The sequence below is a fragment of the Stappia sp. WLB 29 genome (assembly GCF_023507705.1).
In the GTDB taxonomy this organism is placed as follows: domain Bacteria; phylum Pseudomonadota; class Alphaproteobacteria; order Rhizobiales; family Stappiaceae; genus Stappia.
In genome coordinates, this window is the sequence record NZ_JALBGD010000007.1 from 226,889 (window position 1) to 247,080 (window position 20,192).

The following is a 20,192-nucleotide window of genomic DNA, read 5'->3' on the forward strand; positions in this document are numbered from 1 at the left end:
ATCGGTGGTCAGACGGCCTCGAAGCCCTCCAGCACGTTAACGCAGTTGGTGCCGAGCGCATCGACCGCATAGCCGCCTTCCATGACGAAGAGGGTCGGAAGGCCGGCCGCGGCGAGTGCTGCGCCCATTCGCGTGAAGTCCTCGTGGACGAGGCGGAAGCGGGAGATCGGATCCTTCTCGTAGGCATCGAGGCCGAGCGAGACGACCAGCGTGTCCGGCCGGAAGGCAGCGATGCGCGCGAGCGAGGCGGCAAGCGCCTGCGACCACACATCCCAATCGGCGCCGAGTTCCAGCGGATAGTTGGCGTTGAACCCCTCGCCCTTGCCCGCCCCGGTCTCTGCCGCGTGGCCGAGAAAGTAGGGATATTCCTCGCGCGGGTCGGCATGGATCGACAGGAACAGCACGTCGGAGCGCTCGTAGAAGATCGACTGGGTACCGTTGCCGTGGTGATAGTCGACATCGAGCACCGCGACGCGTTCGGCGCCGGCATCGCGCAGCCACTGCGCAGCGATGGCCGCATTGTTGAGGAAGCAGTAGCCACCATAGTAGTCGGCCGCCGCGTGGTGTCCGGGTGGACGGCACAGGGCGAAGGCGGCGCGCTCGCCGCCGGCAACTAGGCGGGCGCCGGTCAGCGCGGAATCGGCGCTGGCGCGCGCGGCGGCGAAGGTGTGCTCGCCGAGCGGCGTTCCGGCATCGAAGGAGTAGCGGCCGAGCAACCCGTCGATGTGATCGGGCACGGGATCGATGTTAAGGCCGCGCACCGGCCAGACGAAGGGGAAGGCCTCGCTGCTGCGCCCAGCGTTGGTCCAGCGGTCCCAGAAGCTCTCCAGGAACGCGAGGTAGCCGGCATCATGGATGCGGGCGAGAGGCTCCATGCCGAAATCGTCCGGCTCCAGCAGTTCGCCGAGACCGCGGGCGAGCACGGCCTCGCGAACCATCTCGGCGCGGGAGGGAATCTCCACCGCCGGCTTCAGCATGCCGTCGGAGATTTCCTGCTTGGGGTCGTGGGCCAGCTGTCCGGCGGAAAACACGGTCTTCATGGCGTCAGGTCCTCATGCCCGATCTGGGAAAAGCGATACTCTGTCACTTGCCGGTAGAGCTCGTCCGGTCGCAGGACGGCCCCGGCGAAGTGCCGATGATTGGGACTGTCCGGCCAGCGCTGCGGCTCCAGGCAAAGGCCCGCACGCGGCCCGTAGCTGCGCCCGCCCAGCCCCGGACAGGGTACGTCGAGCTTGTAGCCATCGTAGAACTGGAGACCGGGCTCGCTCGTCAGAACGTCCATGGCAAGGCCGCTCTCCTGTCCGATAACGCGCGCGACGGGGCGCGGTTCGCAAGTTGGCACGGCTGACAGGCAGAAATTATGGTCATGGGCGACATCGCCCCCATGCGCATCGATCCGGCGCAGGCGGCGGAAATCGTACGGCGTTCCCGCAACGGGGCGCACCTCGCCGGTCGGAATCGCCTCGCCGTCGACGGGCAGGTAGGCATCCGCCTCGATCTGCAGCAGATGGCCGCCGATGTCGGGCGATCCGTCGAGGTTGAAATAGCTGTGGGTCGCAAGGTTCACCAGCGTCGGCCGGTCGGTTACCGCTTCCAGCACGATGCGGAGCCGGTCCCCGGCCCCCGGGATCTCGTAGCACACGCTCGCCTCGACACGGCCCGGATAGCCCGCATCGCCATCCTCGGAGACCAGCGCCAGCACCGCATGGGCGGGTCCGGCCTCTCGCAGCGACCACAACCGCCGGGCAAAGCCCCTTGCTCCGCCGTGAAGATGGTTGCGACCGCCCTCGTTGCATTCCAGCTGGACGTCGCTGCCGTCGAGCCGGAACCGACCGCCGGCGATGCGGTTGGCGTGGCGGCCGGCGATCACGCCGAAATAGGGCGAATGGGCGAGATAGGAGGCAAGATCGGCGAAGCCGAGCACGACGCTGCGCCCGCCGACGCGTAGGTCGGTGATGGCAGCGCCCAGCGCCATGATTCTGGCCGACAGTCCGCCCGCCGCGATGGCAACGCGCTCGACAGGCGTTCCATCGGCAAGCTGGCCGAATTGACTGACGCTCATTTCAGGTGGTTCCCGCGATCCCTGGCAGGCCCGACGCGCGATACGCGGGCGGGGACACTATAACGGGACGGACAGCGAAATCACCCGGCAGGGCTACTGTATCAACCGCATCGTGCCGGAGCGGATGTCGACCTTGGCAAGACGGCCGAGCACCGACATGCCGATCAGCGGCAGTTCCAGCGCGCCCTCCGGCATGACCAGCGCCTCGACATTTTTGAGGCGGATGCTTCCCAGGCGCAGCTCGCGCAGGGTAACGGGCGCAGCCAGCGCGATCCCGTTGGCCGTGCGCACCTTGACGACATAGTCCGAGCGGGCCGGACGGACACCGGAAAGGGCCGCAACCTCCGACGGCAGGGCAAGCGTCGAAGCGCCGGTGTCGATCAGGGAGTGCACCGGACGGCCATTGATGTGAGCGCTGACCTCGTAATGGCCGTTTCGCCCGGCCTTCAGGACGAGCGTGCGCGGTCCGGACGAGGGCTCGGATGCAGGTGCCTCCTGGCGTACTGCCGCGACGATCGGCGCCCCCTTGAGATAATCGCGCAAAAAATCGGGCGCCAAGGCCGCGGCCACGACGACGATTACGGCGATCATCAGATAGCGTGCCATGGCTTCGCCCCCTGCCCTTAACCAGTCAAGATCAGGCGGGAAAGATCTCACGGCAGCGCTTAGCAAGGGGTGAAGCCCAGCGCGGCACGTTCAAACGCGGTTTCCGATCCATTGCCCGGAACGATAAAATTCGACGGATCGGCGGTGCTCAGGCGTCCAGCGTCTCGCAGTCAAGCGTATCCGCAAGCGCTGCGATTGCCTTCGCGCCGGGCGAGGAGGACTGCGCGCCGTTCGCCGTACAGGCCAGGGCGCCGGCTGCTGTGCCTTCCTGCAGGGCACGTGCGATCTCCGCCCCCCGGTCGAGTGCGGCAGCAAGGGCGCCGACGAAGGCATCGCCCGCACCAGTGGTATCGACCACGTCGACTTCAGGCGCGGCAACCCGCCAGCGGGTCTTGCCCTTCTGGGCGATCAGCCCGCGCGCGCCCAGGGTGACGACAGCAAGCCGCTCTTCTCCCGATAGCGCTGCGCAATGCGCCTCCGGCACTGGCGTCTCCCCCGTTCCGAGTGCGGCGGCAAGTTCCGCCGCCTCCACGGAATTGGCGACAACGACGTCGACATCCGGCACCAGGCGGGCGAGCTCCGCATCGCCGGATGGCGCGGCGTTCAGCAACACGCGCGCCCCGCACAGCCGCGCGCGGGCGATGGCATCGGCAATCGGCTCCGGGCTCAACTCGCGCTGGAGCACCAGCAGGTCGCCCCGTGCCAGCCGGCCATCCAGCCAATCCGCAACGACGCGGGCATTGACGCCGCTGGCGCACATGATGAGGTTCTCGCCCTTGGCGTCGACGCCGATCATGGCAATGCCGGTGGTCCCGTCGAGATGGCGGACGCCGGAAAGGTTGACCCCCGCGCGCTCGAGATTGGCAAGCGCGGCCTCGGCATGAGAGTCGCGGCCGACCGCACCGATCATCCGGACCATCGCCCCAGCACGCGCTGCTGCCAGCGCCTGGTTGGCGCCCTTGCCGCCGGGAAAGGTCTGGTGGTCGGGGCCGACCACCGTTTCGCCGGGCGCCGGAAGACGCGGCAGGGCGACGACGAGGTCGAGATTGATGGAGCCGAATACGGTGATCACGGTGCCTGTTCCTGCGGTTCGGCGGACGAGATCAGATCCAGCCGCCGTCGACGATATAGGTCTGGTTGGTGCATGCGGCGGCCGCATCCGAGCAGAAGAACAGCACCACGCGGGCGACATCCGCCGGCACCAGCTTCCGCTTGAGGCATTGCCGCTCCATGATCTCGCGCTCGCCGGCCTCGTCGAGCCACAGGGCGATCTGGCGCTCGGTCATGATCCACCCCGGAGCGATACAGTTGACGCGAATGTTGTCCGGACCAAGGTCGCGGGCGAGCGAGCGCGTCAGGCCGACGACGGCGGACTTGGCCGCCGTGTAGCCGGCCATGCCGCCCTGCCCGATCATCCAGGAGATCGACCCCATGTTGACAATGGCACCGCCCCCGAGCGCGCGCATGTCGCCCACCACCGCCTGGGTGCAGAAGAACTGGTGCTTGAGGTTCACCGCCATGCGGCTGTCCCAGTATTCGGGCGTCACCTCTTCCAGCCGGTGACGCTCGTCATGGGCGGCGTTGTTGACCAGGATCGAAACGGGGCCCAGCACCTCGCGCAAATCGGCGATTGCTGCACGGGTCGCCTCGATATCCGTGAGATCGGCACGGGCGAAACGGACGGCCGCGCCACCGCTCTCCAATTCCGCAACAAGACGGCGGGAAGGCTCCTCACTAAGGTCGATGAAACCGACCAAAGCCCCTTGCGCGGCAAACTGGCGGACGATCTCAGCACCGATTCCGCCACCCCCACCGGTGACCAGGACCGTGCGGCCCTCCAGGTCCGGATAGATCGCCTGGGCTGTCATGTCGCTCCTCCCGCCCTTCACGCCACCGGCGCCGCAGGGATGCGGCCTTACTTCGTGCCGTACATGCGGTCGCCGGCATCGCCGAGACCGGGCACGATATAGCCCTTCTCGTTCAGCCGCTCGTCGATGGCGGCGGTGAAGATCGGCACATCCGGATGGGCGGCGTTGAATTTGGCGATGCCTTCGGGCGCGGCTAGAAGGCAGAGGAAACGCAGCTGGGTGGCGCCGCGTTCCTTCAACCGCTGAACGGCGGCAATCGCCGAGTTGGCCGTTGCCAGCATGGGATCGACGACGATCACGAGGCGCTCGGCGAGATCTTCCGGCGCCTTGAAATAATATTCGACCGGCTGCAGCGTCTTGGGGTCGCGGTACAGGCCGATATGGGCGACGCGGGCGGCCGGAACCAGCTCCAGCATGCCCTCCAGCAGTCCGTTGCCGGCGCGCAGGACCGAGGCGAAGACCAGCTTCTTGCCCTCGATGATCGGCGCGGACATGGTCTGCAGCGGGGTTTCGATCTCGACGGTGGTGATCGGCAGGTCGCGGGTCACCTCATAGGTGAGCAGCACGGAAATTTCCCGCAGGAGCCTGCGGAAACCCTGGGTCGAGGTCTCCTTCATCCGCATGTGCGTCAGCTTGTGCTGCACCATCGGGTGATCGACTACGGTTGCTCCGGTCATCTCGCGCCTCTCCGCTCGCTCTGTCTGGAGGCCACCGCCTCCTGAAGCCCCAGCCGGCTTCCTTCCTGTCATAGATCAACCGGCGAACAAGCGGAACAGGTGCAGCGCAGCTCTCGCCCTCCCGTCCACCGACTTCCCCTCAGACCTCGCCGCCGCGCAGCGCCGCGTGGTCCGACAGGCGGACGGCGAGCCGGCGCCGTGTATCCTCGTCGCAGAAGGCGGCGGCGATGGCATTGCGGGTGATCGCCAGAAGCTCGTCTTCCGGCCAGCCGAAGGTCTCGGCACAGCTGCGATATTCATGACCGAGCGTCGTGCCGAAGAAAGGCGGATCGTCGGAATTGAGCGTGATGCGGCAGCCGGCGCGGCGCAGCAGGTTCACCGGATGAAAGCGCAGGTTGGAGTAGAACCCGAGCGCCAGATTGGAGCCGGGGCAGACTTCCAGCACGATGCCTTCTTCCGCGATACGCGCGACCACCGCCCGGTCCTCGATGGCCCGCACGCCGTGGCCGATGCGCCGGACGCGCAGGAAGTCGAGCGCGGCCGTGACGCTTTCGGGGCCGCAGACCTCGCCCGCATGGGCGGTCAGGCCGAGCCCCGCCTCTCCGGCGGCACGGAAGGCTCTCGCGAAGTTCGCCGGATGGCCCTCGCGCTCGTCGCCGGCAAGGCCGAAGCCGGTGACCAGCGGATGCGGAGCGGCGATGACCTGCGCCACAACCTGCTCGACCGCACGAGCCCCGAAATGCCGTACGCCGACGGCGATCATGCGCGCTTCGATGCCGGTATCGGCGCGGGCCTGCTCGATGCCGGCGGCAAGACCGGCGACATAGTCGCGATAGGACAGGCCGGCGCCGGCGGCATGATCGGGCGAGATCGTCAGTTCGGCATAGATCGCCCCTTCCGCGGCCAGCATGCGCAGGTAGGTGCCGGAAAGCAGCGCGTAGTCCTCGGGCGTCCGGAAGATCCGGCTCGCCCGGTCATAGGCCGCGAGGAATTCGGAGAAGTCGTTCCAGAGATAGCGGCCGCGTTCGTCGAAGAGGCCTTCGACATCCTGACCTTGGCGCTTGGCAAGGCGCCGCACGAGATCGGCCGGCGCCGCCCCCTCGACATGCACATGCAGTTCCGCCTTGGGAAGCGTTGCCCGCGTGCTGGCGCTTGCCGGCATGCGTCAGAACCCGCGCATCGGGTTTTCCGGTGCGCGCACCAGCCAGTTGTCCGGCGACCAGCGGGCGGTCCCGTCGACCAGATGCAACGCATAGGCATGGCGCGAGCGCGGCGAGCGGTTCGGCGCCGAGCGATGCGGCACCAGGCCGTGCAGCACCACCAGAGTTCCCTTGGGTGCGACCAGCGGCACGTCGCCAGACAGCGGCGTGTCGTCCAGCGGCTCCATCACCAGTGCTTCGCCATCATAGTGGAAGCGCTGGCGCAGCGGCGCCAGATGCCCGCCCGGCCCGCCGAGCAGGCCGCCATTGGTCTCGTCCGCATCTTCCAGTGCAAACCAGAAGCCGGTGCAGGACAGCGGCTCGGTGTGCAGGAAGGTTGAATCCTGGTGGCAATTGACCTCTCCGCCGATCTCCGGCGGCTTGAAGATATACATGGACTGGGCCAGCAGCGGTGCGGCGAGGCCAAGGCTCTTCGCCGTGCGCGCCAGCCGGGGGTCGCGCGAGAAGCGCTCGAACACCGGATCGAGATCGTGCAGCGCGTGGCCGACCTTGTTGAGCGCCATATGCTTGTCGCGCTGCAGCCGGCCGTCCTCGTCGAACGCCTCCTCCTCGAAGAAGAAGCGGATCTTGTCGCCGCTCTCGCGGAAATAGCGGTCGCGGGCATGGCTCTGGGCGCCGGTCTCGAAGACGGAGGCATGCTCGTCCGGATCGAAGGCGTCGATCAGTTCGGCCATGCGGGCCTTCAGCGCATCGCAGTCCTCCGCCGGCTTGTAGCCGGTCAACACGAGGAAGCCGTCCTGCGCGTAGGCTTCCTGCATCTCCGGCGTCAGAACGCCGTCCCTCGGTGCGGAAAACGACCGTGCGGTCATGCGCGTCTCCAGTTTCGGGCATCGGCGGTGCCGAGTCGGCCGCTCCAGTCTAGCGGGAGGGTGGCCATCAGAGGAAGGAGGTCCCGTGGTTTCCCGGCGCCAGCCCCAGATGAGCCGCGATGCTCTCGCCGATATCGGCGAACGTGTCGCGAATGCCGATATCCTTCGGATCGCTCCCCTTGAGAAGGCCGATCACCGGCACCCGCTCGCGAGTGTGGTCGGTGCCGCGCCAGGTCGGATCGCAGCCGTGGTCGGCCGTCAGGATCAGCAGGTCGCCCGGCCGCAGCCGATCCAGCAGTTCCGGCAAACGGCGATCCAGCGCCTCGAGGGCGGCTGCATAGCCCGGCACGTCGCGGCGGTGACCATAAAGGCTGTCGAAGTCGATATAGTTGGCGAAGATCAGATCTCCCTCGCCGGCTTTGTCCATCGCCTCCAGCGTGCGGTCGAACAGCGCGTCGTTGCCGGCCGCCTTCAGCACCTCCGACACGCCCTGATGGGCGAAGATGTCGGAGATCTTGCCGACGGTCAGCGTCCTGCGCCCTGCGGCAACGGCACGGTCCAGCAAGGTCGGCTCCGGCGGCAGCACCGAATAGTCGCGCCGGTTGGCGGTGCGCTCGAAGCCGGACGCGGCATCGCCGACGAAGGGCCGCGCGATCACCCGGCCGATATTGTAGGGATCGACCAGGCGGCGCACGGTCTCGCAGAGCCGGTAGAGCCGCTCAAGGCCGAAATGCTCCTCATGCGCGGCGATCTGGAAGACGGAATCAGCGCTGGTGTAACAGATCGGCTTGCCGGTCCGCACATGCTCCTCGCCGAGTTCGGCGATGATCACCGTTCCGGAGGCGTGCATGTCGCCGAGGATGCCGGGCAGGCCCGCCTCGCGGATGATCGCCTGCGTCAGCTCGGCCGGGAAGGTCGGCACCGTGTCCGGAAAATAGCCCCAGTCGAAGGCGACTGGCACACCGGCGATCTCCCAGTGGCCGGACGGCGTGTCCTTGCCCCGAGAGGTCTCGCTCGCGGCGCCGAAGATGCCGATCGGTCCGGCGGATCCGTCCATGCCCTCCGGCACCTTGCCGGTCGCAAGCTGTGCCGCGCGGGCAAGGCCGAGCGCCGTCAAGTTGGGCAGGGCCAGCGGACCGGAGCGCAAGCCCTCGCGGTCGCCCTCGCCCCGCATGCAGGCGCTCGCGATATGGCCGAGCGTGTCGGAGCCCTCGTCGCTGAAGCGGGCGGCATCCGGCGCTCCGCCAATACCGAAACTGTCCAAGACGCACAGGATCGCGCGTGCCATGAGGTTTCCCCCGTCTCTCGTTGCCGAGCGGTTGTGCCCCGCCCCGTTGCAGTTCCGAAACCCGGTTCCCGATCCGGGCCGCCGTCAGACAGACGGCGCGATACGCTCCACGACGACAGGACGATCTTCCACGTCGCGCGGCGAGCCGAGCCGATAGGCAGCGCGCACCGTCTCCGCCGCCCGGCGTGCCGAGGCCTCGTTCGCGGCATGGACGATGGCAAGCGGGGCGTCGCTGTCGGCGGAGTGGCCGATGCCGGCCAGATGCACCAGTCCGACGGCCGGATCGATCACGTCGCTCGCCCGGCGACGCCCGCCGCCGAGTTCGACGACGGCAACGCCGATGGCGCGCGTGTCGACCCCGACGACGGTGCCGGGCTCCTGCGGATAGACCGGCAGTTCCACCGGCGCGGCGGCAAGATAGGCTTCCGTCTTTTCCACGAAGTCCGCCGGGCCGCCGAGGGCCGAAACCATCTTGGCGAAGCGCTCGGCCGCCGCACCGCCGGCGAATGCCTCGCGCATCTTCTCCGCACCCTCCTCGGCATCGGCGCAGATCCCGCCAAGGACGAGCGCTTCGGCACCGAGCGCCACCGTGACGTCGAACAGACGGTTGTCGACCGCCCGCCCTGTCAGGAAGTCGACGGCATTGCGCATCTCGACCGCGTTGCCGGCAGCGGAGGCCAGCGGCTCGTTCATGTCGGTGAGCAACGCGCTCGTGCGGCATCCGGCGCCGTTGGCAACCGTCACCAGGCTCTCGGCGAGCGCCTTTGCCTGTTCCAGCGTCGCCATGAACGCCCCCGTTCCCCATTTCACATCGAGGACGAGACCCTGCAGTCCGGCGGCGAGCTTCTTCGACAGGATCGAGGCGGTGATGAGGTCGAGGCTTTCGACCGTGCCCGTCACGTCGCGAATGCCGTAGAAGCGCTTGTCGGCCGGCGCGAGATCCGGCGTCTGGCCGATCACCGCACAACCGACCTCGCGCACCACCTTCCGGAACAGGGCATTGTCGGGCTGCGTCTTGTAACCGGGGATGGCGTCGAACTTGTCGAGCGTGCCGCCGGTGTGACCGAGGCCGCGGCCCGAGATCATCGGTACCGCCGCACCGCAGGCGGCGAGCGCCGGCGCCAGCATCAGGGAGACATTGTCGCCGACGCCGCCGGTCGAGTGCTTGTCGAGGACCGGCGCGTCGATGTCGGACCAGTCGAGCACCGTGCCGCTGTCGCGCATCGCCAGCGTCAGCGCGACGCGCTCGTCCAGCGAGAGGCCTTGGAAGAAGACGGCCATGGCGAGCGCCGCGACCTGCCCTTCCGAGACGCTGTCGTCGGTTAGCCCCTTGACGAAGAAGGCGATCTCTTCCGGGGCAAGCGTGCCACCGTCGCGCTTCTTGCGGATCAGTTCCTGCGCCAGCATGCGGTCAATATCCCTTGGCGGTGGTCGGCGCGCGCCCGTCGAGCGCGGCAAGCAGGGCATCGAGCAGGCCGCTCGCGCCGAAGCGGAAGTGCGAAGCCGCAACCCAGTTGGCCCCGAGAATGCGGTCGGCAATCGCGAGATAGGCCGCCGCATCCTCCACGGTGCGGATGCCGCCGGCCGGCTTGAAGCCGATTTCCGGGCCGCCCTCGCGGCGGATCTCCTCGATGACGGCGAGCATGATCTCCGCCGCCTCCAGCGTGGCGTTGACCTTTACCTTGCCGGTCGAGGTCTTGATGAAGTCGGCACCGGCCGAAATCGCCATCAGCGACGCCGCGTGAATGAGCAGCGGGTCGCCGATCTCGCCGGTCTCCAGGATGACCTTCAGCAGCCGGTCGCCGCAGGCCTCGCGCACCTTACGGATCTGGGTCTCGGCAAAACCGCGCCGGCCGTCCAGAAAGGCGCGGTAAGGCATGACGAGGTCGATCTCGTCGGCACCGTCGGCAATTGCCTGGCGGGTCTCGGCAATCACGGCCAGCGTATCGTCGCCGCCTTGCGGGAAGTTGACCACGGTCGCAATGCGAACGCCGGAGCCGGCGAGCAGGCTTGCGGCCTGGACAATGAAGCGCGGCCAGATGCAGACCGCCGCGACGGGGCCATGGGGCGTGACCGCGCGGGCGCAGAGCGTATCGATGTCGGCGGTGGTGCAGGTCTCGTCCAGATTGGTCAGGTCGACCAGCGGCAGAGCGCGCTGCGCCACCTCGGCAGGTGTCATGTCAGGCATTTCCAAGATCCTTGACGAAGCGGCGGATCAGCCGCTTCAGCGCGTCGACGGCCATCAGTGCCGTCGACTTGGTTTCCTCGTGCGACAAGCCGTGCGCCTGCAGGCCGGCGCCATAGTTGGTGATGGTGGAGATCGCGGCAACGCGCAGGCCGAGATAGCGGGCGAGGATCACTTCCGGCACCGTCGACATGCCGACCGCGTCCGCGCCCAAGAGCTTTGCCATGCGGATTTCCGCCGGCGTCTCGAACGAGGGGCCGGAGAACCACATGTAGACGCCTTCGCCGAGCGCGATCTCCTCTTCCGCTGCGAGCGCCTTGAGACGCGCGCGAAGGTCGGGATCGTAGGCGGCGCTCATGTCGAGAAAGCGGCGGTCGCTTTCCTCGCCGATCAAGGGATTGAGGCCGGACCAGTTGATGTGGTCGCTGATCAGCATCGGCGTGCCCGGCGCGAACTCTTCGCGCAGGGACCCAGCCGCATTGGTCAGCAGCAGCGTGTCGCAGCCGAGCGCCTTCAGCGTCTCCAGCGGCGTGCGCATGACATCGGCGCCGCCGCCCTCATAGTAGTGGGCGCGGCCGGACAGGACGACCACCGGCACATCGCCGAGGCGACCGGCGACGAGTTCGCTGCCATGCGAGGAGACCGAGGAGACGGGAAAGCCCGTCAGCTTGGAATAGGGAATGCGCACGGCATCCTCGACCTCGTCGGCCAGTTGGCCGAGGCCCGAGCCCAGCACCATTCCGACGCGGTAATCGCCGGGTCTTGCGGCGCGGACCATCTCCGCGCATTCCGGCCCGTAGCCGCTCATATGTCCCTCTCCTCGTCATGGAGAACGAACCGGGCCGGCAGCAGTTCCGTCATGGTCAGCGTGCGGCGCAGGCCGGTGTCGTCGCAGATGTGAACCGGCACATCGTCGCCGGCGAATTCGGCAAGTCTCTGGCGGCAACCGCCGCAGGGGGTGCACAGAGCCGCCTTTGCGGTCACCAGTACCTCGACCACATCGCCCGGCCGGCCGCCAGCGGACACCATGGCGCCCAGCGCACTGGTCTCGGCACACCAGCCTTCCGGAAAGCTTGCATTTTCAACGTTGCAGCCGGCGAAGATACGCCCGTCGCGGGTGGCGAGGGCAGCGCCGACGCGAAAGCCTGAGTATTTCGCATGCGCATTCTCGCGGGCCGCACTGGCGGCGGCAAACAACTCGTCGAAACGGCTCATGTCGTCCTCGTTGCCGGTGCGCTCAGCTGCGTTCCTTGACATAGGCGGTGCCGCCGGCGCGCGGCGGGACCGCCTTGCCGATGAACCCGGCAAGCAGCACCACAGTCAGGATATAGGGAAGGGCCTGGATCGCCTGCACCGGAACCTCGCCGATGCCCGGCACCTGTTGGCCCTGCAGGCGGATCGCCACCGCATCGAGGAACCCGAAGAGCAGGCAGGCGAACATCACCGGCACCGGCTTCCACTTGGCGAAGATCAGCGCTGCGAGAGCGATGAAGCCCTTGCCGGCCGTCATGTTGGCGATGAAGCTCGCCGACTGGCCGATGGACAGATAGGTGCCGGCAAAGCCGCACAGGATGCCCGTGCAGATCACCGCGCGATAGCGCAGCCAGGTAACCGAGATGCCCGCCGTATCGACCGCGCCGGGATTCTCGCCCACAGCGCGCAGGCGCAAGCCGAACCGGGTGCGATACAGCACCCACCAGGAAAAGGGCACGGCAAGGAAGGCGGCGTAGACGAGGATGTTGTGGCCGGACAGGAGTTCCGAATAGAGCCCGCCGATCACCGGGACATCACGCAGTTCCGCGGCGAAGGGCCATGTGACATCGCCGAAGCGGGCGTCTCCCGTTACCGACGGCGTGCGTCCGCCCTGGCCGAACCAGGCCTGACCGAGCAGCGCCGTCAGGCCCATTGCCAGGAAGTTGATGGCGACGCCGGAGACGATCTGGTTGCCGCGATTGGTGATGCAGGCAAAGCCGTGCACCAGCGCCAGCGCCACCGAGACGAGAATCCCGGCGCCAAGTCCGGTCCAGGCAGACCCGCTGAGCGCTGCCGCCGTGCCGGCAGCAAAGGCCGCGCCCAGCATCTTGCCTTCCAGTCCGATGTCGAAAATGCCCGAACGCTCGGAATAAAGCCCGGCAAGGGCCGCCAGCAGCAGCGGCGTGGATAGGCGTGCGGTGCTGTCGAGCACGAAGATCAGGGTTTCGAACATCTCTCCCCTCCCCTCACGCGGCCGGAGCCGGCCGGGCGGCCAGCACCCCGAAGATTCGCAGCAGCGCCGGGCGGAACATGTGCTCCAGCGCACCGGCGAACAGGATCACCAGCCCCTGGATGACGACAATCATGTCACGGGTGATCGTCGGCATCTCGAAGGCCAGTTCCGCACCGCCCTGGTAGAGCATGCCGAACAGGACTGCGGCGAAGACGATACCGACCGGATGCGCACGCCCCATCAGCGCGACCGCGATGCCGACGAAGCCGTAGCCGGACACGAACTCGATCAGCAGCCGGTGCTGCGAACCCATGATCTCGTTGATCGCCATCATGCCCGCAAGGCCGCCGGACATCAGCATGGTGACGACCGTGATGCGCAACGGCGAAATGCCGGCATAAACGGCGGCGACGGGATTGGCGCCGAAGGTGCGGATCTCGTAACCGAGCCGGGTGCGCCAGACGACGATCCACACCAGAAGGCAGGCGGCGAGCGCCAGCAGGAAGGAGAAATTCACCGGCGCGGATCCGAAATCGGTGCCGGGCAGCACATCCTGGAGCAGCGGCAGGCGGCCGCCGCTCTCGAAGGTTCGGGTTTCCGGCTGCATCGACCCGCGCTTCGACAGGAGGTTGACCAGCAGGTAGACCATCAGCGAGGCGGCGATGAAGTTGAACATGATCGTGGTGATCACGACGTGGCTGCCGCGCTTGGCCTGCAGGATCGCCGGAATGAAGGCCCAGGCCGCGCCGAAGGCGGCCGCGCCCAGCACCGCGAAGGGCAGCGTCACCCACCAGGGCACGTAGCGGTCGAGTGCCAGACAGGCGAGCGCAACGCCGAGACCGCCGAGATACGCCTGCCCCTCGCCGCCGATGTTGAAGAGGCCGGCGTGGAAGGCGATGGCCACCGCAAGGCCGGTGAAGATGAAGTTGGTCGCGTAGAACAGGGTGAAGCCGATGCCCTCGTTCCTGCCGAGAGAGCCCCAGACCAGGACCTTGACCGCCTCGACCGGGTTCTCGCCGATCAGGAGCACCACCAGGCCCGAGACCAGAAAAGCGGCCGCGACATTGAGCGCCGGCATCAGTCCGTAGTCGACCCAGCGCGGAAGCTGTCCCGCCGTCATTCTGCCGCCTCCTGTCCGCTGGCGCCCGCCATCAGCAGGCCCAACTCGCTTTCCGCCGTTTCCGGCGCGCGCTCTCCGACCACCTGGCCGTCGAACATGACGAGCACCCGGTCGGCTAGCGCCCGGATCTCGTCGAGCTCCACCGAGACCAGCAGGACGCCCTTGCCCGCGTCGCGCAGGGCGACGATACGCTTGTGAATGAACTCGATGGCGCCGATGTCGACACCGCGCGTCGGCTGGCCGACGAGCAGGATGACCGGATCGCGCTCGATCTCGCGCGCCAGCACGATCTTCTGCTGGTTGCCGCCGGAGAAATTGGCGGTCTTCAGCATGCAGTCGGCCGGGCGGATGTCGTATTTCTCGATCTCCGTTTTCGCGGCGTTGCGAATGCGGTCGAAATCGAGGAAGGGGCCGCGCCCATAGGTAGGGTCGCGGTGATAGCCGAGAATGGCGTTCTCGCATTCGGGAAAGCGCGTCACCAGCCCCATGCGATGGCGATCTTCGGGCACATGCGCGAGCCCGAGCCCGCGCATGGCGGCAGGGTCGGTTCCGGCGCGCGCAAGATCCACCCGCGTCCCGTCGACCGTGACGATGCCCGACGTCACCGCACGGATGCCGGCGATCGCTTCCAGCAGCTCGGACTGGCCGTTGCCGGAAACGCCGGCAATGCCGACGATCTCGCCGGCCCGCACCTCCAGCGAGACGTTGCGCACGACATCGACGCCGCGCGTATCGCGCACTGTCAGGTTCTCCACCGTCAGCACCGGACGCCCGGGCTGGGGCGGTCCCTTCTCGACTTCCAGCAGGACACGGCGGCCGACCATCAGCTCGGCAAGCTCGCCCATCGAGGTCTTGGAAGTCTGGCGGGTGGCGACGATCTCGCCGCGCCGCATGACGGAGACCTCGTCCGTCACCGCCATGATCTCGCGCAGCTTGTGGGTGATCAGCAGCACTGTCTTTCCCTCGTCGCGCAGCACGCGAAGGATGCGGAAGAGGTGATCGGCCTCCGCCGGGGTCAGGACGCCGGTCGGCTCGTCCAGGATCAGGATGTCGGCGCTGCGGAACAGCGCCTTGAGAATTTCCACCCGCTGCTGCAAGCCGACGGGAAGGTCCTCGATCAGCGCGTCTGGGTCGACCTTGAGATCATAGTCAGCAGCAAGGCGCTTCAGCTCGGCCCGCGCCCTGGACACGCCGCCGGCAAGCAGCGCGCCGCCCTCGGCGCCGAGAATGACATTCTCCAGAACGGTGAAGTTCTCCACCAGCATGAAGTGCTGGTGGACCATACCGATACCCAGCGCGATTGCCGCCTGGCTGGAGGGAATGGATACAGGCTTGCCGTCGACGCGGATCTCGCCGGAATCCGCATGATAGAAGCCGTAGAGAATCGACATCAGCGTCGACTTTCCGGCGCCGTTCTCGCCGACGATCCCGTGGATCGAGCCTTTGCGGACCTTCAGATGGATGTCCTTGTTGGCGTGCACCTGTCCGAAGCGCTTGTCGACGCCAACGAGTTCGATGGCAAGCTGGTCGCTCACAGCGGGCACTCCCCGTCGCTGGCCGCGTCGTGCACGATGATCGTGCCGTCGGCGATCCTGGCGGCTGCCTCGCCGGCCGCCGCCTCCATCTGCGCGGTGACGAGCGCGCGGTTGTTGTCGTCGATCACCCAGTCCATACCGCCCTCCGCAAGGCCCAGCACCTCGATGCCGGCACTCCACGTGCCCGCCTGCGCATCGGCAAAATTGCGGTAGACGGCGACATCCACGCGCTTGCGGATCGAGGTGAGGATGCGGCCCGGGTGGAGGCCGTTCTGGTTGCTGTCGGTGCCGATGCCGAGGACGCCGGCATCGGCCACGGCCTGGAGGACCCCGATGCCGGTGCCCCCGGCCGCCTGAATGATCACATCGGCGCCGCGATTGATCTGGCCGCGCGCAAGCTCAGCGCCGCGGGCTGGATCGGCAAAGGCCGCCGGCGTATCGCCGGTCATGTTGAACAGGACGCGGGTGCCGGGAGAAACGGATGCCGCCCCCTGCCGGTAGCCGCAGAGAAACCGGCGGATGATCGGGATGTCCATGCCGCCGACAAAACCGATGGTCCCGGTTTTCGACGCCATCGCCGCCAGCAGGCCGGCGATATATGAGCCTTCATGCTCGCGGAAGACGACCGAGCGCACATTGGGAGCCTCGACCATCATGTCGACGATGGAGAAATTCGTCTGCGGGAAGTCCCTTGCCGCGGCCGCGACGGCAGCAGCCTGATTGTAGCCGATAGCAACGACCGGCTCCGCGCCGCGCGCAGCAAAGCCGCGCAACGCCTGCAGGCTGTCGGCATCGCGAGCGATCTCGAAATCCCGATAGGGTTCCCCGGTCTCGGAAGCGAACCGCTCGGCGCCGCGAAAGGCAGCCTCGTTGAACGAACCGTCGAACTTGCCGCCGACGGAATAGACCAGGGCCGGTTCACCCATGGCGGGTGTCGCGACAAGGCCTGCCGCAAGGGCGAGAATCGCAACGGTTTTCAGGATAGACGTCATCACCGCTGTTCCGCGTCGCTCGCCCCGCCGCGCGAGGCAGCGCGCGCTGCGGACGAAGCCCGCAGCGCGCCTTCTCCCGTCAGAACGGGCAGCTCTCGGTCGCCATGTAGTCGTGGACGGCGATCTTGCCGGAAATGATGTCGGCCTTGGCCTGGTCGACTGCAGACTTCATCTCCTCGGTGATCAGCGCCTTGTTGTTGTCGTCGAGCGCCCAGTCGACACCGCCCTCGGCAAGGCCGAGCGAGTAGATGCCCGAGGTCCATTTGCCGTCCTTGGCATCGGTGAAGGCCTTCTCGACCGCAACGTCGACGCGCTTCAGCATCGAGGTCAGCACCTTGCCCGGATGCAGGGCGTTCTGGTTGCTGTCGACGCCGATGCCGAGCTTGCCCGCGTCCGCGGCGGCCTGCAGGACGCCGAGGCCGGTGGCACCGGCGGCGTGATAGATCACGTCCGCACCGCGGTCGATCTGCGACTTGGCGAGTTCGCCGCCCTTGACCGGATCGTTGAAGGCAGCGCCCGTCGAACCGGTCATGTTCTCGAAGATCTCGGCGTCGGCCTTGGTCTCCTTGACGCCCTGCTTGTAGCCGCAGGCGAACTTGCGGATCAGCTGGATGTCCATGCCGCCGACGAAGCCGACCTTGCCGCTTTCCGAAGCCATCGCGGCCAGCTTGCCGACGATGTAGGAGCCCTCATGCTCCTTGAAGAGGATCGAGCGGACGTTCGGCAGGTCGACCACCATGTCGACGATGGCGAAGCTGGTGTCCGGGAACTCCTTGGCGACCTTCTCCAGCGCGTTGGCATGCAGGAAGCCGATGGCAATCACCGGATTGGCGCCGCGGCGGGCGAAGTTGCGCAGCGCCTGCTCGCGCTGGCTGTCGTTCTGGATCTCGAAATCGCGATAGTCGATGCCGGTCTCGGCCTTGAACTTCTCGGCGCCGATGAAGGCAGCCTCGTTGAAGGACTTGTCGTTCTTGCCGCCCAGATCATAAACGACCGCCGGCTGGATTTCCTGAGCCAGCGCCGTTCCGGCGAGCAAGACCGCCGCGGCCGCCCCGAGGATCACGCTTTTCATCACCATGACTTACCTCCACCTGTTCTGCCGCCGGCGTCATGCCGAGCGGGCTTGTCTGGTTCCTTCCGCGACGGCCAGGGCCCGGCCCAGGCTTTCGTCGACGATCAGGTCCGTGATCAGCCCCGCGCGCAGCGCCGCGCGCGTGGCCTCAAGCTTGCCGAGCCCGCCGGCGAGCGCGACGATGCGCGCGCCGCGAACGGCCTCGAAGGGCAGCCCGACCGCCTTGTCGCCGAGCTTGGCCGGCACAAGGCGCCCGTCGCGGCCGATGAAACGCCCCATCAAGTCGCAGACCGCGCCGGTCGCGATCAGGTCGCGCTGCTCCTCGCGCAGGATCAGGTCGCGGCTGATCAGGTGCCCGTCATCCTCCACCGAGCCGATGCCGATGACGAAGAGATCGGAGGCGCGCGCACGCTCCAGCAGCGCCTGGACACTGCGCTGGCCAAGGAACGTGTCGCGCTCGGCGACGCTTTCGGCGAGATACGGCACGGGCAGATAATAGCCTTCGCCGCCCGTGCGCTCAGCCAGTTGCTGGACCACGTCGAACGGGTTGGCGGAGAGCTTTCGCGTCAGCGAGCCGGAAATCGAGACGATGCTGAGATCCGGGCGCTGGATGCGCGGCATCATCTCCACCGCCGCCTTGAGCGTGCGCCCCATGCCGACGCCGAGCTGGACGAGCGAGGGATTGGAAAGCAGACTAGCGAGATGGGGGCCGGCCACCTCGGCGATGGCCCGGATCGCCGACGCATCGTCGCCTCCGCCGATATCGGGCGCGATCAGGCAGGAGGACAGGCCATGGGCATCCACCAACGCCGCCTCAATCTCCAGGCAGTCGGAGGGACGATCGGCGATCTGGAAGCGGACGAGACCGGTCTTCTGGGCATGGGCGATAAGCCGATGCACGCGGGCCGTCGAGATGCCGAGGCGCGTTGCGATCTCGCCCTGCGTCGCGCCGCCGACGAAGGACATCCACGCGGCGCGGATCGCCATGTCTGTTGTCCAGTCGCCTGCCTGCATGCCCGTGCCCGTCGTCCCGCATCAACAGGGACGGCCTCCCGCGCGGCCGCCTGCCGCGTCGGAGTAAAATGCCGGACCCCTCGCCTGTTCTGAAAATTTCTTCAGCTCTTGAGTTTTCTTTCAATCAGACTGCATGAGGCCCCAGCCAAGGTCAAGCGCCTTGGTGGAAGAAGCTGCGGAGCCCGGCAAGTTTTGCCGACTGCTCGGCAGGATCTGCCCAGGTTTCTTGCAGATTGCCGCGATTTGCCGAAACGGCAGGCACGCTTCTTCTACGAAAGGCGCGGCGGAAGGCGGTGGGATTCGCCAGTACAGCTCCTTAACCGGCTGATCGCCATGCGTAATCGGCAAGCGCACAGGGTGCGACTCGTTCTTTGCGGCGCACGAGGCGCCCCTCCCGCAAGATGCGCGTAGTTTCCGTAGCGTCTGGCACGGCTCTTGCTGGTCTCTTCCTGTCGCCAGAGCGCCGGAAGGAGGCCGCAGGGGATGCGGTCAGGAGAGGGAACGGACGCAAGATAAGGCACGAAACGAGGAGCGTCGGACAAGGCGGGAGCCCTTCACCGGTTGAAGGAGTTTCGACCATGTGCGTGCCACGTCTCTCCCTAACGGCAGCGGCCGCCCTGCCGGACCGCATCGCCAGCCCCCGTCTTGCACTCGCCGGCTGGCTCTTTTCCGCCCTCGTGATTGCGGGACTTTCCGCAATTCCCGCCGGCGCTGCCGGCAACACCCCGCTGCTCGGCTACGGCTACGACCCGGAGCGCGAGGTCGATGTCGAGCTGGTCCTGGCCGTCGACATTTCCCAGTCGATGGATAGGGAAGAGCAGGAGGTCCAACGCGCCGGCTATGTCGCCGCCCTCACCTCACCGCAGGTGATTGACGCCATCCGCTACGGCCCGACCGGCCGGATCGCCGTGACCTACATGGAATGGGGCGGCGCGGGTGAGCAGTTCATCGTCGCCGACTGGTCGGTGATCACCGACGCCCCTTCCGCGGCAGCCTTCGCTGCAAAGATCGCCGAGGCGCCGCTGCGCCAGCGCCAGCGCACCTCCATCGCCTCGGCCCTGTCGCAGGCGACCGCCATGGTCGCCGCCAACAGGTTCGAGGGCCTGCGCAAGGTCATCGACATCTCCGGCGACGGACCGAACAACCAGGGCGGTAAGGTCGCTTTGTTCCGCGACCAGGCCATCGCCGCCGGCATCACCATCAACGGGCTTCCCTTGATGATGAAGTCCGAGCGCGATGCCTGGCAGTCCCTGCTGAATGTCGACAACTACTATGAGGACTGCGTGATCGGCGGCCCCGGCCATTTCTTCATTCCGGTTCGCTCTCGCGAGCAGTTTGCCGACGCGATCCGCATGAAGCTGATCCTGGAAATCGCCGGACTGACGCCCGAAACGCCGCAGGTTTATAGGGCGAGCGGGCGCAAGCCGGTGAATTGCGGGCTGTACGATTGAGTCTTTTCCTGCCCTGTCGGCGTCGGGAAGCAGGAGAAGTTGGACAAGGACCGGCTTTCAACCTGGCGCGTAAGCGGGTACATCCTA

At 67.1% G+C, this 20,192-nt stretch carries 20 protein-coding genes; 1 reads left to right on the top strand and 19 read right to left on the bottom strand.

Going from position 1 to position 20,192, the window contains the following annotated elements; all coding sequences use genetic code 11:
• Positions 1–8 precede the first annotated feature (8 nt).
• The 19 genes from MNI96_RS15075 to MNI96_RS15165 all read right to left on the bottom strand — a co-directional run bounded on the left by MNI96_RS15075 (position 9) and on the right by MNI96_RS15165 (position 18,627).
• On the bottom strand, positions 9–1,040 hold the full coding sequence (locus MNI96_RS15075; protein WP_249694450.1) for a histone deacetylase family protein: 1,032 nt from the start codon (positions 1,038–1,040) through the stop codon (positions 9–11).
• The gene (locus tag MNI96_RS15080) at positions 1,037–2,062 is read right to left on the bottom strand and encodes an aldose epimerase family protein (protein WP_249694453.1); all 1,026 of its coding nucleotides are present in this window, start codon (positions 2,060–2,062) and stop codon (positions 1,037–1,039) included. Before MNI96_RS15080 ends, MNI96_RS15075 begins: the two co-directional genes overlap by 4 nt.
• A 93-nt stretch (positions 2,063–2,155) precedes the next feature.
• Complete coding sequence (locus tag MNI96_RS15085; protein ID WP_249694455.1) at positions 2,156–2,668, bottom strand: retropepsin-like aspartic protease family protein; 513 nt, start codon at positions 2,666–2,668, stop codon at positions 2,156–2,158.
• A 148-nt stretch (positions 2,669–2,816) separates the two neighbouring features.
• Positions 2,817–3,740, bottom strand: coding sequence for a ribokinase (locus MNI96_RS15090; RefSeq protein ID WP_249694457.1), 924 nt, complete (start codon positions 3,738–3,740; stop codon positions 2,817–2,819).
• Between the two features lie 31 nt (positions 3,741–3,771).
• Entirely contained in the window at positions 3,772–4,536 is a 765-nt protein-coding gene (locus MNI96_RS15095; protein ID WP_249694459.1) for an SDR family NAD(P)-dependent oxidoreductase, read from the bottom strand.
• A 47-nt stretch (positions 4,537–4,583) separates the two neighbouring features.
• Positions 4,584–5,213, bottom strand: coding sequence for a uracil phosphoribosyltransferase (gene upp, locus MNI96_RS15100; protein ID WP_249694461.1), 630 nt, complete (start codon positions 5,211–5,213; stop codon positions 4,584–4,586).
• A gap of 139 nt (positions 5,214–5,352) precedes the next feature.
• Positions 5,353–6,375 carry an adenosine deaminase gene (locus MNI96_RS15105; protein ID WP_249694462.1) on the bottom strand — a complete coding sequence of 341 codons (1,023 nt, stop codon included), beginning with the start codon at positions 6,373–6,375 and terminating at the stop codon, positions 5,353–5,355.
• 3 nt (positions 6,376–6,378) lie between these two features.
• Positions 6,379–7,242, bottom strand: a complete 864-nt coding sequence (locus MNI96_RS15110) for a phytanoyl-CoA dioxygenase family protein (RefSeq protein ID WP_249694463.1) — start codon at positions 7,240–7,242, stop codon at positions 6,379–6,381.
• A gap of 67 nt (positions 7,243–7,309) precedes the next feature.
• The gene (locus MNI96_RS15115; protein WP_249694464.1) at positions 7,310–8,530 is read right to left on the bottom strand and encodes a phosphopentomutase; all 1,221 of its coding nucleotides are present in this window, start codon (positions 8,528–8,530) and stop codon (positions 7,310–7,312) included.
• Positions 8,531–8,614: 84 nt separating this feature from the next.
• The gene (deoA, locus tag MNI96_RS15120) at positions 8,615–9,937 is read right to left on the bottom strand and encodes a thymidine phosphorylase (RefSeq protein ID WP_249694465.1); all 1,323 of its coding nucleotides are present in this window, start codon (positions 9,935–9,937) and stop codon (positions 8,615–8,617) included.
• Positions 9,938–9,941: 4 nt separating this feature from the next.
• Positions 9,942–10,718, bottom strand: coding sequence for a deoxyribose-phosphate aldolase (deoC, locus tag MNI96_RS15125; protein WP_249694466.1), 777 nt, complete (start codon positions 10,716–10,718; stop codon positions 9,942–9,944).
• The gene (locus MNI96_RS15130) at positions 10,711–11,523 is read right to left on the bottom strand and encodes a purine-nucleoside phosphorylase (protein WP_249694467.1); all 813 of its coding nucleotides are present in this window, start codon (positions 11,521–11,523) and stop codon (positions 10,711–10,713) included. The genes deoC and MNI96_RS15130 overlap by 8 nt, the downstream gene beginning before the upstream one ends.
• Entirely contained in the window at positions 11,520–11,930 is a 411-nt protein-coding gene (cdd, locus tag MNI96_RS15135) for a cytidine deaminase (RefSeq protein ID WP_249694468.1), read from the bottom strand. Before cdd ends, MNI96_RS15130 begins: the two co-directional genes overlap by 4 nt.
• 22 nt (positions 11,931–11,952) lie before the next feature.
• The gene (locus tag MNI96_RS15140; RefSeq protein ID WP_249694469.1) at positions 11,953–12,921 is read right to left on the bottom strand and encodes an ABC transporter permease; all 969 of its coding nucleotides are present in this window, start codon (positions 12,919–12,921) and stop codon (positions 11,953–11,955) included.
• Between the two features lie 13 nt (positions 12,922–12,934).
• Positions 12,935–14,041, bottom strand: a complete 1,107-nt coding sequence (locus MNI96_RS15145; RefSeq protein ID WP_249694472.1) for an ABC transporter permease — start codon at positions 14,039–14,041, stop codon at positions 12,935–12,937.
• The gene (locus MNI96_RS15150) at positions 14,038–15,576 is read right to left on the bottom strand and encodes an ABC transporter ATP-binding protein (RefSeq protein ID WP_249694473.1); all 1,539 of its coding nucleotides are present in this window, start codon (positions 15,574–15,576) and stop codon (positions 14,038–14,040) included. Before MNI96_RS15150 ends, MNI96_RS15145 begins: the two co-directional genes overlap by 4 nt.
• Positions 15,573–16,568 carry a BMP family ABC transporter substrate-binding protein gene (locus MNI96_RS15155; RefSeq protein ID WP_249694474.1) on the bottom strand — a complete coding sequence of 332 codons (996 nt, stop codon included), beginning with the start codon at positions 16,566–16,568 and terminating at the stop codon, positions 15,573–15,575. The genes MNI96_RS15150 and MNI96_RS15155 overlap by 4 nt, the downstream gene beginning before the upstream one ends.
• Before the next feature lie 79 nt (positions 16,569–16,647).
• Positions 16,648–17,640 (bottom strand): BMP family lipoprotein, encoded by a 993-nt coding sequence (locus MNI96_RS15160; protein WP_502960348.1) that lies wholly within the window; start codon positions 17,638–17,640, stop codon positions 16,648–16,650.
• 36 nt (positions 17,641–17,676) lie between these two features.
• On the bottom strand, positions 17,677–18,627 hold the full coding sequence (locus tag MNI96_RS15165) for a sugar-binding transcriptional regulator (RefSeq protein ID WP_249694476.1): 951 nt from the start codon (positions 18,625–18,627) through the stop codon (positions 17,677–17,679).
• A gap of 605 nt (positions 18,628–19,232) precedes the next feature.
• Here MNI96_RS15165 and MNI96_RS15170 point away from each other — a divergent pair.
• Positions 19,233–20,105, top strand: a complete 873-nt coding sequence (locus tag MNI96_RS15170) for a DUF1194 domain-containing protein (protein WP_249694477.1) — start codon at positions 19,233–19,235, stop codon at positions 20,103–20,105.
• Positions 20,106–20,192: the final 87 nt, after the last annotated feature.

What these genes read in the sequence shown, in the direction of transcription:
- MNI96_RS15075 (WP_249694450.1), bottom strand. Translation starts at nt 1,040, where the DNA reads ATGAAGACCGTGTTTTCCGCCGGACAGCTGGCCCACGACCCCAAGCAG.
- MNI96_RS15080 (WP_249694453.1), bottom strand. Translation starts at nt 2,062, where the DNA reads ATGAGCGTCAGTCAATTCGGCCAGCTTGCCGATGGAACGCCTGTCGAG.
- MNI96_RS15085 (WP_249694455.1), bottom strand. Translation starts at nt 2,668, where the DNA reads ATGGCACGCTATCTGATGATCGCCGTAATCGTCGTCGTGGCCGCGGCC.
- MNI96_RS15095 (WP_249694459.1), bottom strand. Translation starts at nt 4,536, where the DNA reads ATGACAGCCCAGGCGATCTATCCGGACCTGGAGGGCCGCACGGTCCTG.
- upp (WP_249694461.1), bottom strand. Translation starts at nt 5,213, where the DNA reads ATGACCGGAGCAACCGTAGTCGATCACCCGATGGTGCAGCACAAGCTG.
- MNI96_RS15105 (WP_249694462.1), bottom strand. Translation starts at nt 6,375, where the DNA reads ATGCCGGCAAGCGCCAGCACGCGGGCAACGCTTCCCAAGGCGGAACTG.
- MNI96_RS15110 (WP_249694463.1), bottom strand. Translation starts at nt 7,242, where the DNA reads ATGACCGCACGGTCGTTTTCCGCACCGAGGGACGGCGTTCTGACGCCG.
- MNI96_RS15115 (WP_249694464.1), bottom strand. Translation starts at nt 8,530, where the DNA reads ATGGCACGCGCGATCCTGTGCGTCTTGGACAGTTTCGGTATTGGCGGA.
- deoA (WP_249694465.1), bottom strand. Translation starts at nt 9,937, where the DNA reads ATGCTGGCGCAGGAACTGATCCGCAAGAAGCGCGACGGTGGCACGCTT.
- deoC (WP_249694466.1), bottom strand. Translation starts at nt 10,718, where the DNA reads ATGCCTGACATGACACCTGCCGAGGTGGCGCAGCGCGCTCTGCCGCTG.
- MNI96_RS15130 (WP_249694467.1), bottom strand. Translation starts at nt 11,523, where the DNA reads ATGAGCGGCTACGGGCCGGAATGCGCGGAGATGGTCCGCGCCGCAAGA.
- cdd (WP_249694468.1), bottom strand. Translation starts at nt 11,930, where the DNA reads ATGAGCCGTTTCGACGAGTTGTTTGCCGCCGCCAGTGCGGCCCGCGAG.
- MNI96_RS15140 (WP_249694469.1), bottom strand. Translation starts at nt 12,921, where the DNA reads ATGTTCGAAACCCTGATCTTCGTGCTCGACAGCACCGCACGCCTATCC.
- MNI96_RS15145 (WP_249694472.1), bottom strand. Translation starts at nt 14,041, where the DNA reads ATGACGGCGGGACAGCTTCCGCGCTGGGTCGACTACGGACTGATGCCG.
- MNI96_RS15155 (WP_249694474.1), bottom strand. Translation starts at nt 16,568, where the DNA reads ATGACGTCTATCCTGAAAACCGTTGCGATTCTCGCCCTTGCGGCAGGC.
- MNI96_RS15160 (WP_502960348.1), bottom strand. Translation starts at nt 17,640, where the DNA reads ATGAAAAGCGTGATCCTCGGGGCGGCCGCGGCGGTCTTGCTCGCCGGA.
- MNI96_RS15165 (WP_249694476.1), bottom strand. Translation starts at nt 18,627, where the DNA reads ATGGCGATCCGCGCCGCGTGGATGTCCTTCGTCGGCGGCGCGACGCAG.
- MNI96_RS15170 (WP_249694477.1), top strand. Translation starts at nt 19,233, where the DNA reads ATGTGCGTGCCACGTCTCTCCCTAACGGCAGCGGCCGCCCTGCCGGAC.